This window comes from Paracoccus onubensis (assembly GCF_003591515.1).
GTDB lineage: Bacteria > Pseudomonadota > Alphaproteobacteria > Rhodobacterales > Rhodobacteraceae > Paracoccus > Paracoccus onubensis.
On the sequence record NZ_QZCG01000003.1, the window covers coordinates 1 to 16630 of the forward strand.

Genomic DNA, 16630 nt, shown 5'->3' on the forward strand with positions numbered 1-16630 from the left:
TCTCTGAAACGATGAAAACAAGCAACGCAGACAAAAGCGCTGCAACCGGCGCGGGGTAGAGCAGCCCGGTAGCTCGTCAGGCTCATAACCTGAAGGTCGTAGGTTCAAATCCTACCCCCGCAACCAACTCAAATTGCGATCCGCCCGCCCCTCCGGCGGGCTTTTTGCGTTCCAGCGAGATCGCAAGGATTCCGGCTAGATCGCCCCGCACCTCGATCCGAAGCTTGCCGCTATCTGCATCTGGGGTCAGCACGATCTCGTCGACCAGTGACCTCAGCACATCCGTTGCCTCCATCCGCCTTGCCTCGGAAGCTTCCTGAAGCGCGGCATAGAGTTCTTCGACCTGGGCGCGGTAATGGTGTGCCATGTTCGGGTGCAGCAGGGGAGGGGGCTTATCAGCCTCATGCAGGAATGCCCGCAAATCTCTCTGACGCGTTTCAAGCTCCTTCATTCGCTTCATCATTCGCGTGGGCGCATCGTCACTGCCCGATGCGAGGATGAGCTTCATCAGTTTGTCGAGCTCCCGCTCGATCTTCTTGATCTCCGCCTCGGCGGCGTCGATCGAGGCCCGGCCTTCCATCCGCAGCCGATTCATCTCGCGGGTGAACTCGTCGCAGAACTCCTGGAACAGCTCGGGCTGCATCAGGTTATGGCGCAACGCGTTCAGCACGCGGGTCTCCAGTGCGTCTCGTCGGATGTTTGTGTTGTTCTGGCAGGTGCCCTTGTTCCGCCTGGTCGAGCAGCCGAGCAACTGAGCGGAGATCATTGAGTAGCCACCACCACAGCAGCCGCATCTGGTCAGCCCGGAAAGCAGATACTTCGGCCGCCGCCGGTCGCGGAAATGGTTCTCGACCCCTTTGCCATCATCCCGCCGTTCGTGCTTGATCGACTTCTGTCGTTCCTTGGCGGCATTCCAGAGATCATCCTCGATAATGCGCAGCTCGGGCGCCTCCTGGACCACCCATTCCTCTTCCGGGTTGGGCCGCGCCTGGCGCTTGCCGGTGTCGGGATCCTTGACGAAGCGCTGTCGGTTCCAGACGATCTTGCCGATATACATCTCGTTGTTGAGGATGCCGTTGCCGCGCTTCCGGTTGCCATTGATGGTGCTGAAGCCCCAGGCGCCGCCGGATGGAGCCTCCACCCCGTTGTGGTTCAACTCGGCCGCAATCCGTTTGGCCGACTTCCCTGCGGCATAATCGCGGAAGATGCGGCGGATGACTTCGGCTTGGACAGGGTTAATGGTCCGGTCGCCTCTGATCGGCTCGCCATTGGCATCAAGCTTTTTGACCACGTCATAGCCGTAGGAATTGCCGCCACCGGACTTTCCGGCTTCGACTCGGCCACGCTGGCCGCGACGGGTCTTGTCGGCGAGGTCCTTGAGGAACAGCGCGTTCATCGTGCCCTTGAGGCCGATATGCATCTCGCTGATCTCGCCTTCGGACAGAGTGAACATCCTTACGCCAGCATAGGTCATGCGTTTGAAGATGCCGGCGATGTCCTCCTGGTCCCGGCTGATCCGATCCAGCGCTTCCGACAGGATCAGATCGAAGCGGCCCCGCGCGGAGTCCATGATCAGCGCCTGGATGCCGGGGCGCTGGATCATGCTGGAGCCGGAGATGGCCTGGTCGGAATATTCCTCGATGACGGTCCAGCCTTCCTTCTCGGCGCGTAGCCGGCACATGCGGAACTGGTCGGCGATGGATGCCTCACGCTGGTTGTCCGAGGAATAACGCGCGTAGACGGCAACCTTCATGTCCGGGCCTCCTCAGGGATTACGCGCGTGGTGCGGAACGATCCTTCTGCTGCTCGTAGAGGCCACGCGCTGCCCGTCGAGCGAGGAGCCGGGCCAGGGAGACGAGCCGAGGATCGGGACCAGTACCTGACGCCGCCGAAAGGCTCAGTTCGGGCTTGCCGAGTTTCGCTTCCGTCTTGCCGCTGATGTCGGGTTGCTGCGCCATTCTCGTGCCAAGTCCTGATATCCTGCATCAAGACTACGAAGCAATTCCAAATGGTTACAGGGAAGCACCCGGCGTCGTACGGGTGGTAATAGAGGGAAGCATCGGGCATCGGCGTATTCCTGAGCAGCGCGGCGTCGCGAAAATACTGGCACGACACTGTGCGAATTTGCGGCTCGCCAAGGAATTCGAACATCTGCTCGCACAGCACGACGTTCCAGCCATGTCCTGAGATCAGTCTAGCGCCGAAGGAGTGGCAGTTGCAATACACACAGCAAGACCAACTCTACGATTGGCGGCGTCTTCATTGTCAGAAACGTAAGCTGCAGCTAGATTTGTTCATATGCATTCCCCGTGCGAGGCCAGCCCGGATCCGATACCTCTTTCCTCTCCTCCCGGAGGGGACGGTTCATTTTGTCCTCGGGCGCGGCGGCGTCTTGTCCTGATCGCGGCCATACTTGCTTCCGCGCTCGGATTTATCGATGGATCGGTCGTTTCGATTGCGATCCCGGCAATTCGCAGCGATATTGGCGCGTCTCTCGCCGATGCGCAGTGGATTTCCAACGCCTATGCCCTGACACTATCGGCTCTGATTCTCGTTGGTGGAAGCGCGGGTGACAAGTTCGGCCTTCGGCGCATCTTCATTACCGGGATCATCCTGTTCATCGTGGCGTCACTTGTGTGCGCGATCGCGCCGGATGTGAGTTACCTGATCCTGGCCCGGGCCGCTCAAGGCGCGGGCGCGGCATTCATGGTTCCCGCAAGCCTTGCAATCATTGCCAAGGCTTATCCGAAAGACGAGCGAGGCAGGGCAATCGGGATCTGGGCGGCCTCTTCGGCCCTGACGACCGCGCTTGGTCCGGTATTGGGGGGCTTTCTATTATCCGCCTTTGACGACAGTATCTGGCGCGCGATATTTGCAATCAACCTGCCGCTTGGCGGTGCCGCCATCCTGCTCTTGCTGAAAGTTCCACCGGATGAGGCGACGGGGCAGCGCAAGCTCGACCTGGTCGGGGCCGTTCTCGCGATCGTCGCATTCGGTTCCCTGGCTTACGCTCTTACCGCGCCGGCTGCCGAGGCCGATCAGCCTGCATCCGGCGCGACGGCGATCTTCATGATCGGGGGTTTGATCGTACTTTTCGGGTTCATCATCTGGGAGGCATTTCAGAAAGCCCCGATGATCGACCTGTCATTGTTCAGGATCAAGGCTTTTTCCGGCGCCAACGCGGCGACCTTCTTTCTCTATTTCGCCTTGTCGGGCATCCTCTTTTATCTACCCATGTTGCTTATTGCCGGTTGGGGTCTGGCCGAGGCGACGGTCGGCGTCCTCTTCCTACCCTTGTCGCTGGCCATTGCGGTCCTGTCTGGCCCGGTCGGGCATTTGTCGGATCGTCTTGGACCACGCCTACCCATGACTGTCGGCAGCATGATCGTGGCCGCGGCCTTTGCGGGCCTAGCTGCCGTGGTCGATTCGGGTATGCACAGTTTCTGGTTCGCGGTATTTCCATCGATGATCGTGATGGGGCTAGGCATGGCTCTGGTAGTGTCACCGCTTTCGACAGCGGTGATGACCTCGGTTGAAGACGAGGACACTGGGGCGGCGTCGGGAATCAACAATGCGATTTCCCGCGTGGCAGGCTTGATCGCGGTCGCAGCCATGGGGAGTCTCGCCGCTTATCGCTATACCTCCATGCTGGGCGACAAGACTGCCTCCATCCCCGGCTTTGGCGAACCTTCGGGCGAACTTTCCCCAATGCTGGAAGCCGCACGCCTTGCTGCAAGTGACGCCGCATTCTCGGCGATTGCCTGGGTGACGGCAGCCCTGTGTGTGCTGTCAGCAGGTCTTTCCTGGATCACGCAACCGGCATCAGACAAGGGTGCCAAGGTAACGACGGCTCGGGAGTAAACTGCTCCCCGGGCATTTAATCGGTAACGGCCCTTTACTGCCATTCGATATAGTCTCGGCGCCACTATGTGGCGTCACCAAACCAGCCATTCATGTTCGTCGCAGCAATTCTTGGCCGGTGGAAGTCATTGATCTGTGACCTTGATACCGCTCGTCGCGGGTGCGGAATCAGCACAGCGGTTGCGAGGGCTGAAGAAGGTCGGGGGAGGTGCGGAGGTCGGCGGTGCAACGCATCAAGTGCGGCATTGTTCGGATGCATCCTGCCATTCGCAGCCGTAGCATAACAGCGAACCCAAAAACGATAGAAATCAGCGGGGTTCGTAATCTTCGCGAGCAATAGGCGGAAACGAGACCAGAACGCGCAGGCCCGGATGATTATCGTTCAGTGTCAACACCGCGCCATGCAATTCGGCAATCGCCCTGACCATGCTGAGTCCCAAGCCATTGCCCGGGGTCGTGCGACTCTTCTCGAGGCGATAGAAACGGCGGAAAACCTTGTCGCGTTCTGCTGTGGGGATGCCCGGACCATTGTCGGAAACCTGAAGCAGGGCGCTGTCATCCACCCTCGACAGCGTTACCTCGATCCGCGTACCTGATGGACAGTGACGCAGGGCGTTTTCAACGAGATTTGCGATCATCTGGGTCAGGAGTTGCTGATCGCCCTGAACCATCGCGTCCTGATCTTCGATGTCAAACCTCAGCGTTTGACCGTTTTCTTCGGCGACGGGGCCGTAGGCGTCTTCGATCCGGGCGAGGATCGGGGCAAGCGGGGCTGCGGTAAACCGACCTGACCGCTGACCGGATTCGATCTGCCCGATCCGCAGCAGGGCGTGGAATGTCTCGATCAGATCGTCGGCGATCTCCACGGCTTGTTCCGCATCTTCCCTGATCTCGGAAGTCAGGTCGGGCGCATTCAGAAGCACATCCAGCCGTTGTCGCAGGCGTTGCATGGGCGTGCGAAGGTCATGGGCGATATCGGCCGAAATCTGTTTCTGGCTTTCGACCATCTGCTGAAGCTGTGCGATGGTGCGGTTGATTTCATCTGCCATACGGGCAAGGTCATCGCCATCGCTGCCAGTGACGGGGACGCGTCGATCCAATTGCCCCAATGCCACTGATTTCAGCGTCGTGGAGATCCGGGTCAGCCGCCGTTCGGTTCTGCGGCCGACAATGACCCCGGCCAGTAAACCGGTAAGCAGCAAGAGGATAAAACCTGCAAGGAATCCGCGACCTAAAACCTCGCGCAGCTCTTCAAGAAAATAGGTGCTTGTGCCCAATGTCAGCCGGTTCGGGCCGAGCTGCGCCGAATGAAGCAGGTAGCCTGTCACATCGTCATAACGGGGCTTTTCGGCTTGGATTGCATTGACCGGGACGTAGCCGCTGCTGCCCTGCCAGTCGATGGCATCGACATTTCCGGTCAGAACGTTGCCATCCGCGTCCTGAAGCAGATAGATCCGATAATCCTCGAAATTGAACCCGGCAAATCCGCCAAGCTTTGCCTGAACCGCGTTCAGACCTTCGCTTTCGTAAAGATTGGCAAAACCGGCTGAATCGTCCGCAAGTTGGTCTAGTACCCATTCGCTGATTTCGCGATCCGCGAAGTGGTAGGTCAGACCAAAGACGAGGGCAGTGATGATGGCGTAAAGTGCGGCAAAACGCAGAGACAACCGCGCCGAGGTCGAGCGCAGGAAGCGAGACATGCCGCCGGCCCTAGCCATGCAGGCTATACCCGGCACCGCGGACGGTATGGATCAACTCGATCTCGAAGGGCCTGTCCACTTTGTTACGCAATCGACTGATATGGGTCTCGACGACGTTGGTCTTGGGATCGAAATGGAAATCCCAGACCGATTCCAGCAGCATCGTGCGGGTCAGTACCCGGCCGGCATTGCGCATCAGATATTCCAGCAGGCGGAACTCGCGTGGTTGCAGGTCCAGAGAAATGCCCGCCCGCGTGACCGTACGGCGGATCAGGTTCATTTCCAGGTCGGCCACCTGTAAGACGGTTTCCTCGGCTTTCAGTGGCGGCCTGCGAGTCAGCGCCGCCAGCCGCGCTGATAGTTCCTGAAACGAGAATGGCTTGACGAGATAGTCGTCCGATCCCGCCTCAAGCCCCTCGACCCGGTCGTCGATCCCGTCCATCGCCGAAAGGATCAGGATCGGCGTCTCGACTCCTGCGCCGCGCACGGATTTGATCAGGGTCAGCCCATCCAGACCTGGCAACATGCGGTCAAAGATCATCACGTCATAACTGTTGTCCAGCGCCGACAGGAAACCTTCGCGGCCATTGTCGCAATGATCGACCAGATGCCCCTGCGCCCGGAGGCTGGAGGCGATGTAGTCGGCCGTTTCGGCATGGTCCTCGACCACAAGGACGCGCATGGCTGCTGCTTTCCATATCTTGTCTGCCCGCAGGGATAGCCCGCTGTGCGTTTGGGTCAAGACGTCGGGACATTACGGATTGGTATAGTTCCGGCAACACCCCTGACAGATCGTTCTTGATAGATGGCGGCTGACACGAACCGTCAGCCTATCGAGCAGGACAAAATGACAATAATAGATGAGGCCCATGTGCCCCTCCACGCGGCAGTGGCCCGAACCCGCCCAAATGTGCGACCGACGCTGCGTGATATGCAGTTGGATGGCGCGACCCGCCGGTTTCTGGTGGCAGTTCTGACGGGATTCGGGCTCCTGCGGCTCTGGGCAATGTTTGCCGTACCTTTCACCGACACGACCGAGGCCCGTTACGGCGAAATCGCCCGCAAGATGGTTGAAACCGGGAACTGGCTGACACCGCAATTCGACTATGGCGTGCCGTTCTGGGGCAAGCCGCCGCTGCATACCTGGCTGTCGGCAGGGGGGATGCAGTTGTTCGGCGTGAACGAAGTGGCCGCTCGGTTGCCGATCCTGCTGACCGCGCTGGCGGTTCTGTTTCTCGTCTGGCTGTGGGTGCGTGATACCGTCGGGCGCAATACGGCGTTGGTTGCCATGGCGGTGCTGGCGACGATGGCGATGTTCTTTGGCGCTTCGGGTTTCGTGATGACCGACATGCCAATGGTTCTTTCCACGACGCTGGTCATGGTCGGGTTCTGGCAGGCGGTCGGAGGTGGCAACAGTCGTTGGGGTTATGGCGTGTTTCTAGGGCTGGCAATTGGAATGCTGGCCAAGGGGCCGGTGGCGGTCGTGCTGAGCGGCATTCCCTTGATGCTGTGGCTGGCCCTGACATGGAACTGGCACCTGTTGCGCCTGCTGCCATGGGCGCGCGGCATGGCATTGCTGACGGTGCTGGTCGCGCCTTGGTATGTCGCCGCCGAAATCGCCACGCCCGGATTCCTGCGCTACTTCCTGATCGGAGAGCATGTTCAGCGTTTCCTGACCCCTGGCTGGCAGGGCGATCTGTACGGGTCTGGCCATCGGGAGGCCAAGGGCATGATCTGGTTGTTCTGGCTGATGGCAGCCCTGCCATGGAGCTTGGTTGCAGCCTTGCTACTGACCCGCCCCGGCAAACTGGTCACAATGTTCCGACAGGATCGCTCGGCCTGGCTGGTTTATCTGTTGCTCTGGGCATTGTCACCTTTGCTGCTATTCACGCCTGCATCCAATATTCTCGCCGCCTATGTCCTGCCCGGCCTGCCGGCTGCAGCTGTCTTACTGGTGGTGCTGTTCACGCAGATGTTCGAGGACCAACCGAGCCGCGCAGCCCGAACAGGGTTTGCCATCGCGACATTGGCGATCTTCGCGCTTTTCCTGGCACTGACCTCGGGCGCGGTTTTCGCGCCGCAGAAGATCCGGCTGAAATCCGACAAGGCTCTCGTCGCGGCCGCCAGCTCAGCGATGCCCGGTGCGCCACTTTATACCCTCGGCGGGCGCAGCTACTCGGCCGAATTCTATTCGCGGGGCAAAGCGCGTGCCATCGATCCCGAAGACTTCGCGCGACTGGCCGGCAGCGGTGCACCGGTGGCTTTCTCGGTGCCTCCGGACATGGCGTCGGAGGCGGCGACATTGGGTCTTGAAAATCTGGGCAAATATGGGCGGCATGTCCTGTTTGTCACCCAGCCGACGAACGAGGTGAAATGATGGGCCGCATGCAGGATATCACTCGCGAAACGGCAAACATGACGCCACGCATGCTCGATTCAGGGCCATTGGCGCCCGATCTATCCTTTGTCATTCCGGCATATAACGAGGCAGAAACAATCGAGGAAACGCTGACACGGGTGTCGCGCAAGGCGTACAGGCTGGTGCCGCATTCCGAGATCGTTGTCGTCGATGACGGCAGCAGCGACGAAACGCTGGAACTGGTCACATCCGGCCAATGGGACCTGCCGGTTCGCCTGCTGCGTCTGTCGCGCAATTTCGGCAAGGAACAGGCGATCATGGCTGGGCTGCGTCATGCGACGGGCAAAGCCGTGGTAATTCTCGACGCCGACCTGCAAGAGCCTTTGCGCTATGTCGATACGATGCTGGAGCGCTACCGAGAAGGCTATGAGATTGTCTACGCCGTCCGCGCCCATCGTGATGATGAAAGCTGGTTGAAGCGCCGCTGTACCGCCGCTTTTTACCGCTTCCTGAATATCGGCAGCGAGGTGTCAATGCCTGCCGGAGCGCGGGACTTCCGGCTGATGGATCGAAAGGTGGTCGATGCGCTTTGCGCGCTGCCCGAAAGCAATCGCTTCATGAAGGGGCTTTATGCCTGGGTCGGTTTCCGCTCGCTTGCCATCCCGGTCGAGTTGCAGCCACGCGGCGGGGGTAGCACCAAGTTCCGCTTCCGCGAACTGCTGAGACTGGGCATGACCGGGCTGACCGCTTTCACCGACTGGCCGTTGCGCATGTGGACCGGCATCGGAATGATCCTTGCCATGCTGTCGATCTTCTACGGGCTGTTTCTAGCCGGCCGCACGCTGCTGCTCGGCCATGCTGTGCCCGGCTGGTCCACGCTGGCAGTGGCGATCTTCTTTTTCAGTGGCATCCAGTTGATGTCCATCGGTGTGTTGGGCGAATATCTGGCGCGGGTCTTCAGCGAGGTGAAAGGTCGCCCCGGCTATCTGATCGCCGAGGATGTCACGATTGCCGCGTCATCCGAATGCTAGGCGCGGTCGCGCGGTTCGCCCTGACCGGGGGCCTGGCGACCCTTGTCCATCTGGGCGTCGCGATCGGCCTTGTCTGGTTTGGCATGCTTCCGCTGATCAGCAACACTGTTGCTTTCCTGATTGCCTTCATGGTCAGTTTCTCTGGTCACCATCTGTTCACCTTCGCCGGACATGGTTCGTCCGCGACCCAGACTTTCGGACGATTCGCTATGGTGGCGGCAATCGGATTTCTAGCAAATGAAATTGTCCTGTTCCTATTGCAGGGCATCGGCTTGTTTCGTCTCGAAGCTGCCGTTCTGATCTCGACCGCCTTTGCGGCTGCCTGTACGTTCATCCTGTCGCGCACTTGGGCGTTTGCAGGGAGCGGTCACGCACGATAGGCCACGCCGCGCCTGCCAGGGGCATTGGTGATGGCAGGATCAACGGCGTCGCGAGATCACGCGGCGACTGATACAAGTCGAGCGTCGCCTTGAATATCTTCAACATTCAGCGGTGTAAGTCCGGCCCAATCCTGCCCTTCGCGATTTCGGGATGCCGCAATGTTGCTTTCACCGAACCGGCCGTTCGACCGCTGGTGCAGCATTTTCGTGAGGCGGGCGGCAGCAATGCGGGACAAACCGGCCGTTCGCGACCGCAGCACGTAAATGTTCGCACTTGCGAAGTGAACGACCCGCCGGCGGAGAGCCGACTTGCGGCAGTGCGGCGCAGCATTGGCAACAATCTGTAAAATAAGCCGACATTCAGGGGCAAGATCACGAGAGACCGGCACGAGCTACTGGTCGGGCGGGATTTGAACCTACGACCTTCAGGATATGAGCAGATCAGAGGCGAAATTCGGGAACCCCGTAATTTCAGAATGTTACGCGACAATCGATTGATTTATTGCGATTTCCACGTCGACGCTCAACTGCAGTTGTAATGTGACAGAGATATCTGCAGGGAACTGCGAAGACCTCCGAAGAGATGCGAAGACCTGCGAAAGCCTAGTAAAACAAGGCTAAAATAGGTGCAGAGAGACGCTCCGGCGGCGATCGCGTCATGTCTTGCACAGAGGCTGAAAATTGGGCCTTGAAGACCGGTTGAAACGAATGTGAGAAGCTGCCTACGAGACGGCGACTAATGCGAATAAATCCAACGAATTCAGGGTGATTTATGGATCCGTGTTGATGGCAAGGAAGATAAGTGACCAGCCGGAACTGGGAAATATGCTTCCCAGTTAGGAGGTCTCTTCCCAGTTTAAATAGTTCCTAGTAATTTCAATCATGTACATGGCCTTGGGTCGTGTGGCGCGGTGTCTGGAACTGGGAAGCGATTTTCGTTTATTAGAGCACGTTGCTGATTAATAGCTCTGACCTGCTGCCAACTGGGTCGTTTCGCTTCGCGCCAATGGTGTAAGTCGTCTTGACCTCCTCAATTATAAAGCCCGCGAACATCTCGCGCACTTCCGGAACGTCATTCAGCGACAGGATAAACCGCCCGCGAATCCGACCGAGTAGATCGGCCAGGCGCTGGAAATCGTCGCGTTCGAACATCGCCTTTCCATAATCATTTTCACAGCCCCAGTAGGGCGGGTCCACATAAAATAATGTGTCTGCCCCATCATAGCGCGGGATAAAACTCGACCAGTCCAGACATTCGATTACCACGCCGGCTAGTCGGCTATGCAGGTCTTCGAGCATCGGCTCGAGCGTGGTCAAGTTGAACCGGGCGGGTCGATCTTTAGAGACTCCGAAATTCCTTCCCGATACCTTACCGCCGAATGCCGTCCTCTGCAGGTACAGAAAGCGGGCAGCACGCTCGAGGTCGGTCAGTGTGCTTGGATCGACCTGGCCTAGGCGCTCGAACTCGCTCCTGGTTGTCAGGCCAAATTTCAGCACATCCAGGAATTGGATGTAATGGCGCTGAAGAATCCTGAAGAGATTGGCGATGTCCCGTGAACGGTCATTGATGACCTCAGCTTTCGGTCGGGACGATCTGCGTAAGAAGATTCCGCCCATGCCAACAAATGGTTCTGCGTAGGTCACACAAGGCAAGCTATCGATGCGCGCGCAGATGCGTTTCGCGAGATTACGTTTGCCACCGAGCCACGGGGCAACGGGTGATGTTGGAGAGATCGGGGAAAGCACGGGATATTCCTACTATTGGCAATACGCAGGAACATATAGGGAACATTTGGGATTGTCACCCTCACCATGTCTCTCGTGAAGGCGATCAGCTGTTGGCTTTTTGAACGGCCTTATCCAGACAAAATGTCAGGATTTTCATATCATCAGACTGAGAACGATCCGACACTTCTAGCAAGTGAAATTTTGGCTCCTGTGGATCCTGCCTTCCTAAAGCACCAACGAACCAGGTCGGGGCTACGTATTGTCCCTTGTACCTAGCCTCAATTTTTCCACAGACGAAAATAAGGCCTTCACCTTCACCGCCACGTGCAGCGAATACTTCTGAGGTGCGAACGCTATCCCACACCTCCGAAAATTTTTCTTCCATACTGCGCTGATCCTCAGCAGTCAGCTCGTACAGATCCCGATAGGACTGCGCGGATATGCTTTCACTGTTCCATCCGGTCAGTGCAAACACGACAAGCATGATCTGTAAGCATTTCAAAACAAATCACTCCTTAACTGTATGTCCCCACCAGACAACCTTCCCGACGACTCGAATATTTTTGAGATCGTCTCCTTGCCGGAACTCGGGAGAATAATCTGGATTGTCACTGATCAGCATCAATACATCCTCCGATGGCCGTTCGATACGCTTCACGCGAGCTTCACCGCCATCGATTATAGCATATACCGGTGCGCGCCGTTGATCGCGCCTATCCTTCTTGCGAATTTTCGGTTCAGTAATCCGCGTATCAATCAGGACCATATCACCTGGCCAAAGAGTTGGCTGCATGCTGTCACCGTGAACACGTGCCAGCCCCGCCATTGAAGCTGCCAATCCCATTCGGGTTAGCCAGTCCTTACGGAATGCGAGATGGTCGATGACCTCTTCCTGGCCATTATATGCGCCGGCCCCTGCCGACAGCATGGCTTGATGCAGAGGGATGTGCGCGAACTCTTCGCCTGCGATTTCAACGCGCTCGACAGGTCCGGTTTCGCGTGGTGGACCGATGTAAAGTTCCAACCCTAACGCCGCGCAAATTTCGCGCGCTTTTTCAAGCTTAGGATCTGTTCTGCGCCCATCATTACGCAATACGCTGCGCAGTTTGTCATAAGAAATGCTCGCCTTGTTTGCCATCGCAAACGGGTTTTCACCCAACTCGTCGAGTCGAGCTTGGACAATCTCGTGAAATGGGCGAACGACAGGTTCCATTTTTGGGAAAATGCCCAACAACGTATCTGTTGACAACTGGTAAATTACCCAATTATAAATTTGGGTAAATAACCAAGAGGGCAAAATGCAGGCAAGTGACCTACTTCAGTTGGCAACAGCATTTGCTGGGCATCGCAATTTGAGCCTGAACACGGTCGCGGTTTATGCCGCGAATGATGGGAAATTCTTCATGCGCATCGATGCTGGAGGTGGCTGCACACTCCGCACGGCGCGCAAGATTCTCTCTTGGTTTTCCGACAATTGGCCGTCCGACCTCGAATGGCCCCGGTCCATCCCCCGCCCTCAGAAATCGAAGGATGCTGCGTAATGCCTGAGAAGCGCTACGACCTGCGTGAGATTGCGCGCGCCGCCCTCGGCGATATGCCGCCGAAGGTGCGCGCAGACCTGCTTACCGAGATGCTGGTGGAGATCAATGGCGACGATGCTCTGCATCTGATGGCCCACGCACGGAACATTGTCACCCTGCGCATCGAGCAGCTGATTGATGAGCGGTATCCGCTAGATTCGGCTGAAATCGGAAATATTCGGTCGGTGCACAGGCGTTTCCACGCGGTGAATTGTGCCGGTGACCCGTGCGAGTGCCTCGGTTTCTTCGACCTTGAAGGAGCGAAAAAATCAGCCGTCCTCATCCGTGAGCGTCGAGGTGTCAAGCGATGCGCGGATCAGGAAACCAAGCTTGAACGTATAGTTTGTTATCACGAAGATCACTTGTTGGATCGGTCCAAAACACCGTCGGACAGCGCACGCAACCGGGATGCCAATGTCTCCCGCCCCTCACTCTCTAAACGGTGAATGGCGATGGCAATATATCCCTCGAATATAACACAGGCCTTTGTGTCGGCTTCCGAAATACCGGTCGCCAATGCAAGAACGAGCCGCTTGAACGCCTCCAACTCCGTTTCAAGGCTTGCAACGCGCGCTTCCAGTTCATCCATCGAATCCCTCCATCCGGTTTTTGGCTTTCCCGATGGTAGGGGCCACCCCGAACCGACCCAAGCGGAAAACGCATCCGGTCGGGGTGGCGAATGTCTCCGCGCTCCAGTTGCTGCTGCTGTTGAAGCGCGTGAGCCTGCCAGCCCGCGCACTCCTCCACTCACCCGGCGCGCGGGCTGGCGGAGACTCAAGGCTGGTTACGACCGCGTGTCGGACAGCCTCCTGGGCGATGCGATCGGCCTCGTCTGTATCGCCCTGATCGTCTTCCTCTTTTTGATCGTGACGCCCTGACCGACCCCACAACGCATGGACAGTGAACATGACTGAACCGACCCTGATCCAGACCAAGACAAGCCTGCCGATTGATCAGATCGACGTCAGCGACCGCCTTCGCCCTGTCAGCGAGGCAGGTGTTGCAACGATCATTGCGTCGCTGAAAGAGATCGGCCAATTGACCAGCCCGATTACCGTCCGTCAGAAACGACGCAAGGGCGAAGTCAAATGGCAGGTGCTGGATGGCGCACATCGTCTCGCCGCCGCAACCGAACTGGGCTGGACCGAGATCCCTGTCCGGATCTTCGAATGCACCGATGATCAGGCCCGGATCATGGAAATCGACGGCAATCTGTCCGGGGCGGAGCTGAACCCGCTCGACACGGTCGTTTTCCTCGCCACCCGCAAAGCGGTTTACGAACGCATGCATCCTGAGACAAAGGCTGGTGCAGCCGGCGCTGCCGCTCGGTGGGCCGATGCAACGGACACGATGTCCGTCGCATTTGTCAAAGCTACTGCCGAGAAGCTTGTCATGTCAGAGCGCCATGTGCGGCGTCTGGCTGCAGCGGGCGCTTCGCTTGGTCCTGACGAAATAGCAAAGCTTCGCTCTGCCCCGCGCCAGATCACGTTGAAGGATCTACAGGACATTTCCCGAATCGATAACACCGTCCAGAGGTATGATGTCGTCGATGCGTTGGCTGAGGGCCGCGTCAAGAATGTCGCTGCCGCCCTGAAGGGGGCGCAACCTGCCAATGACAACCCCGATAAAGACCCCGTTGAAGATCAGTTTGCAGCCCTTGCGAAAGCATGGTCACGGGCGAGCATGGTCGCACGCCGGAAGTTTGTCACGGAACACTTCAGCGATCTGTCCCCGCTCGTCGTCGATGAAGCCGAAACCCGTGACGAACTCGATATCGCTTCCCTTCGCACGGCGTTGACGGAGGTGGCTGCGGAATGACTCGACTGGTTCCCGATCAGGAATGGTGGACAGCAGATGAACTCGCTTCAAGCGGGTTGCCTGACATGCCGGCGACCAAGCGTGGTATCAACATGACCGTTGATCGTCTCAACTGGCGGGCATATCCCAAATTCGCCCGTCGTCGCGCAGGCCGTGGTGGCGGCTGGGAGTATCACTGGAAGCTGTTTCCGCAACGCGCCCAGGCGGCATTGTTGAAAGCTGCCCAGGTGGATACCGGCGAGTCTGAGTCCCAAATGGACCGAGGCGAGGCGTGGGCTTGGTTCGATGGCCTTCCTGAAAAGGTGAAGGCCAAGGCGCGCGATCGGCTCAAAACCATCCAGTTCGTCGAGGAGTTGGAGGGAGCGGTTGGCGGTCGTCACATGGCGGTCGAGATGGTTGGGCGGCGCGTGAACAGTGCACCCCGCACAATCTGGTACTGGTTCGAGATGATCGAAGGCATCGAGCGGGCGGATCGTCTTCCATATCTTGCCCCGCGCCATCGTGCATCAAGGCCCAAGCGCAAGAAGGCCGAGTGCAGTCAGGAATTCCTGAACTGGCTCAGGGCTGATTATCTACGCCTCGGTGAACCCAGCTTCAACAGCTGCTATGCCCGTGTCGCCGATCTATGCGAAAAGCGCGGTTTGAGCGTTCTTCAGCCACGCACGGCACGCCGCTGGATAGATCAGAATATTCCACGCGTGACGCAGGTTTTTGCCCGCCTCGGTGAAGCCGGCCTGTCTAAATGCTTTCCGCCGCAGATCCGGGATCGCAACAATCTGACGGCAATGGAAGCCGTCAACGCGGACTGCCACAAGATCGACGTGTTCGTACAATGGCCAGGTATCGAGAAGCCCGTCCGGCCGCAGATAGTCGCTTTCCAGGACCTCTATTCAAACAAGGTTCTTGCATGGCGTGTTGATCTCGATCCGAACAAGGTCGCGGTGATGAGCGCCTTTGGCGAACTCATTGAGACATGGGGCATTCCGAAACATTGCTTGTTCGATAACGGCCGGGAATTTGCCAATAAATGGCTGACAGGCGGAGCGCCAACCCGGTTTCGCTTCAAGATGCGTGACGATGATCCGCTTGGTGTTCTGCCGATGTTGGATATCCAGGTCCATTGGGCGACACCCGCTCATGGTCAAGCGAAGCCGATTGAACGTGGTTTCCGCGATCTTGCCGATCATATCGCAAAAGATCCTCGTTTTGCCGGCGCCTATGTCGGCAACAGGCCGGATGCGAAGCCGGAGAATTACGGTTCCCGCGCCGTCCCGCTCGAGGATTTCCTGAGAGTGCTGAATGAAGGCATTCAAGCTCACAATGCCCGGCAAGGTCGACTGAGTTCGAACGCCAGGGGTCGCAGCTTTGATGAAACATTTGCCGAAAGCTATGCCGAGGCGCCGATCCGCAAGGCCACCGCAGAACAGCATCGGCTCTGGCTGATGGGTCAGGAAGTTCGCAAGCTGCATAGCAATCACGGCGGACTGACCCTGCACAAGAATGGCTATTGGGCCGACTGGATGAACGAATATGCCGGTGAGCGTGTCGTTGCTCGGTTCAATCCCGAAGATCTGCACGAAGGCGTTTATATCTACGCGCTGGATGGCGAATTTCTCGGTACTGCCGATTGCCGAGAAAAAGTTGGGTTCTTCGATCTGGTCGGGGCAAAACTGCATGCCAAGCGTGAGCGCCAGCGCCGCAAGGCAGAAAAACAACTGCTGGATGCAATGCGCCCGGTTTCCGTTGAGGACTTTGCTGCGGAGTTGGATGCTGCACCGCGCCCCGACACACCGCTTGTGGAGGCCAAGGTTGTCGAAATTGCCCCCGCTCGCCGTCAGAAGGGCCTGATCCACCGCGAAATGCCGGTACCTGATGCCAGCGAGGCATCCGATCGGCAACGCGAAGCCCTCGTTATGGAATTCCGTCGTGCCGAGCGGGACGCCGAAGCTCCGAAACAGAACGAGGAAACCGCGAAGGACCGATTCCGTCGCGCTCTTGATATCGAGGCCCGCTCTGAAGCCGGTCAACCAGTCGGGGAGGCCGAGGCTCGCTGGCACGCAATCTATAGCAACACGCCGGAATATACGCGGCAGCGCATGTTCCTTGATGACTTTGGAGAATCCGCTCTGCGGTGAAAAGAACCGCCGAAGGATGGCCCTCCTCCGGCGGCAAT

General features: G+C 58.2%; 16 protein-coding genes and 1 tRNA gene. 10 read left to right on the plus strand and 7 right to left on the minus strand.

The genetic code is table 11. The annotated features are described in order from the left end of the window. Window positions 1–49 precede the first annotated feature (49 nt). Window positions 50–126: transfer RNA gene (locus D3P04_RS04905), tRNA-Met, on the plus strand. Here D3P04_RS04905 and D3P04_RS04910 read toward each other — a convergent pair. Both D3P04_RS04910 and D3P04_RS04915 read right to left on the minus strand, forming a co-directional pair. Beyond that, window positions 83–1753, minus strand: coding sequence for a recombinase family protein (locus D3P04_RS04910; RefSeq protein WP_119747093.1), 1671 nt, complete (start codon window positions 1751–1753; stop codon window positions 83–85). The genes D3P04_RS04905 and D3P04_RS04910 overlap by 44 nt on opposite strands. A 19-nt stretch (window positions 1754–1772) precedes the next feature. Next, on the minus strand, window positions 1773–1958 hold the full coding sequence (locus tag D3P04_RS04915; protein WP_119746549.1) for a hypothetical protein: 186 nt from the start codon (window positions 1956–1958) through the stop codon (window positions 1773–1775). Between the two features lie 340 nt (window positions 1959–2298). Here D3P04_RS04915 and D3P04_RS04920 point away from each other — a divergent pair, with 340 nt between their 5' ends. Further along, on the plus strand, window positions 2299–3861 hold the full coding sequence (locus D3P04_RS04920; protein ID WP_119746551.1) for an MFS transporter: 1563 nt from the start codon (window positions 2299–2301) through the stop codon (window positions 3859–3861). 308 nt (window positions 3862–4169) lie between these two features. Here the strand turns inward: D3P04_RS04920 and D3P04_RS04925 are convergent, their stop codons facing one another. Next, complete coding sequence (locus tag D3P04_RS04925) at window positions 4170–5561, minus strand: HAMP domain-containing sensor histidine kinase (RefSeq protein ID WP_119746553.1); 1392 nt, start codon at window positions 5559–5561, stop codon at window positions 4170–4172. Window positions 5562–5571: 10 nt separating this feature from the next. Further along, entirely contained in the window at window positions 5572–6243 is a 672-nt protein-coding gene (locus tag D3P04_RS04930) for a winged helix-turn-helix domain-containing protein (RefSeq protein WP_119746555.1), read from the minus strand. Between the two features lie 165 nt (window positions 6244–6408). Between D3P04_RS04930 and D3P04_RS04935 the strand changes: the two genes are divergently transcribed. Genes D3P04_RS04935 through D3P04_RS04945 form a run of 3 tightly spaced genes read left to right on the plus strand, consistent with a single transcriptional unit; the run spans window position 6409 to window position 9331 of the window. Further along, window positions 6409–7938: an ArnT family glycosyltransferase gene (locus tag D3P04_RS04935; protein ID WP_232844891.1), complete on the plus strand. Its 1530-nt coding sequence runs from the start codon at window positions 6409–6411 to the stop codon at window positions 7936–7938. Window positions 7939–7946: 8 nt separating this feature from the next. Next, window positions 7947–8951 carry a glycosyltransferase family 2 protein gene (locus D3P04_RS04940; protein WP_220475270.1) on the plus strand — a complete coding sequence of 335 codons (1005 nt, stop codon included), beginning with the start codon at window positions 7947–7949 and terminating at the stop codon, window positions 8949–8951. Continuing rightward, window positions 8945–9331, plus strand: a complete 387-nt coding sequence (locus tag D3P04_RS04945; protein WP_119746558.1) for a GtrA family protein — start codon at window positions 8945–8947, stop codon at window positions 9329–9331. Before D3P04_RS04940 ends, D3P04_RS04945 begins: the two co-directional genes overlap by 7 nt. A 942-nt stretch (window positions 9332–10273) precedes the next feature. Here D3P04_RS04945 and D3P04_RS04950 read toward each other — a convergent pair. From D3P04_RS04950 to D3P04_RS04960, 3 genes are all read right to left on the minus strand, one after another. Then, window positions 10274–11077 (minus strand): DNA adenine methylase, encoded by an 804-nt coding sequence (locus D3P04_RS04950; protein WP_119746560.1) that lies wholly within the window; start codon window positions 11075–11077, stop codon window positions 10274–10276. 85 nt (window positions 11078–11162) lie between these two features. Continuing rightward, window positions 11163–11543 (minus strand): hypothetical protein, encoded by a 381-nt coding sequence (locus D3P04_RS04955; RefSeq protein WP_119746562.1) that lies wholly within the window; start codon window positions 11541–11543, stop codon window positions 11163–11165. Between the two features lie 24 nt (window positions 11544–11567). Next, window positions 11568–12308, minus strand: a complete 741-nt coding sequence (locus D3P04_RS04960; protein ID WP_232844892.1) for a S24 family peptidase — start codon at window positions 12306–12308, stop codon at window positions 11568–11570. A 49-nt stretch (window positions 12309–12357) separates the two neighbouring features. Here D3P04_RS04960 and D3P04_RS04965 point away from each other — a divergent pair, with 49 nt between their 5' ends. The 5 genes from D3P04_RS04965 (at window position 12358) to D3P04_RS04985 (ending at window position 16592) form a co-directional block, all read left to right on the plus strand. Next, window positions 12358–12600 (plus strand): hypothetical protein, encoded by a 243-nt coding sequence (locus tag D3P04_RS04965; protein WP_119746563.1) that lies wholly within the window; start codon window positions 12358–12360, stop codon window positions 12598–12600. Next, complete coding sequence (locus tag D3P04_RS04970) at window positions 12600–13085, plus strand: hypothetical protein (protein ID WP_119746565.1); 486 nt, start codon at window positions 12600–12602, stop codon at window positions 13083–13085. The genes D3P04_RS04965 and D3P04_RS04970 overlap by 1 nt, the downstream gene beginning before the upstream one ends. A gap of 87 nt (window positions 13086–13172) precedes the next feature. Further along, complete coding sequence (locus D3P04_RS23265; RefSeq protein WP_182912736.1) at window positions 13173–13517, plus strand: hypothetical protein; 345 nt, start codon at window positions 13173–13175, stop codon at window positions 13515–13517. Window positions 13518–13545: 28 nt separating this feature from the next. Further along, the gene (locus D3P04_RS04980; protein ID WP_119746569.1) at window positions 13546–14457 is read left to right on the plus strand and encodes a ParB/RepB/Spo0J family partition protein; all 912 of its coding nucleotides are present in this window, start codon (window positions 13546–13548) and stop codon (window positions 14455–14457) included. After that, window positions 14454–16592: a transposase domain-containing protein gene (locus tag D3P04_RS04985; RefSeq protein WP_119746571.1), complete on the plus strand. Its 2139-nt coding sequence runs from the start codon at window positions 14454–14456 to the stop codon at window positions 16590–16592. Before D3P04_RS04980 ends, D3P04_RS04985 begins: the two co-directional genes overlap by 4 nt. The last annotated feature ends 38 nt before the right edge of the window (window positions 16593–16630 follow it).

What these genes read in the sequence shown, in the direction of transcription:
- D3P04_RS04910 (WP_119747093.1), bottom strand. Translation starts at nt 1,753, where the DNA reads ATGAAGGTTGCCGTCTACGCGCGTTATTCCTCGGACAACCAGCGTGAG.
- D3P04_RS04915 (WP_119746549.1), bottom strand. Translation starts at nt 1,958, where the DNA reads ATGGCGCAGCAACCCGACATCAGCGGCAAGACGGAAGCGAAACTCGGC.
- D3P04_RS04920 (WP_119746551.1), top strand. Translation starts at nt 2,299, where the DNA reads ATGCATTCCCCGTGCGAGGCCAGCCCGGATCCGATACCTCTTTCCTCT.
- D3P04_RS04925 (WP_119746553.1), bottom strand. Translation starts at nt 5,561, where the DNA reads ATGTCTCGCTTCCTGCGCTCGACCTCGGCGCGGTTGTCTCTGCGTTTT.
- D3P04_RS04930 (WP_119746555.1), bottom strand. Translation starts at nt 6,243, where the DNA reads ATGCGCGTCCTTGTGGTCGAGGACCATGCCGAAACGGCCGACTACATC.
- D3P04_RS04935 (WP_232844891.1), top strand. Translation starts at nt 6,409, where the DNA reads ATGACAATAATAGATGAGGCCCATGTGCCCCTCCACGCGGCAGTGGCC.
- D3P04_RS04940 (WP_220475270.1), top strand. Translation starts at nt 7,947, where the DNA reads ATGCAGGATATCACTCGCGAAACGGCAAACATGACGCCACGCATGCTC.
- D3P04_RS04945 (WP_119746558.1), top strand. Translation starts at nt 8,945, where the DNA reads ATGCTAGGCGCGGTCGCGCGGTTCGCCCTGACCGGGGGCCTGGCGACC.
- D3P04_RS04955 (WP_119746562.1), bottom strand. Translation starts at nt 11,543, where the DNA reads ATGCTTGTCGTGTTTGCACTGACCGGATGGAACAGTGAAAGCATATCC.
- D3P04_RS04965 (WP_119746563.1), top strand. Translation starts at nt 12,358, where the DNA reads ATGCAGGCAAGTGACCTACTTCAGTTGGCAACAGCATTTGCTGGGCAT.
- D3P04_RS04970 (WP_119746565.1), top strand. Translation starts at nt 12,600, where the DNA reads ATGCCTGAGAAGCGCTACGACCTGCGTGAGATTGCGCGCGCCGCCCTC.
- D3P04_RS04980 (WP_119746569.1), top strand. Translation starts at nt 13,546, where the DNA reads ATGACTGAACCGACCCTGATCCAGACCAAGACAAGCCTGCCGATTGAT.
- D3P04_RS04985 (WP_119746571.1), top strand. Translation starts at nt 14,454, where the DNA reads ATGACTCGACTGGTTCCCGATCAGGAATGGTGGACAGCAGATGAACTC.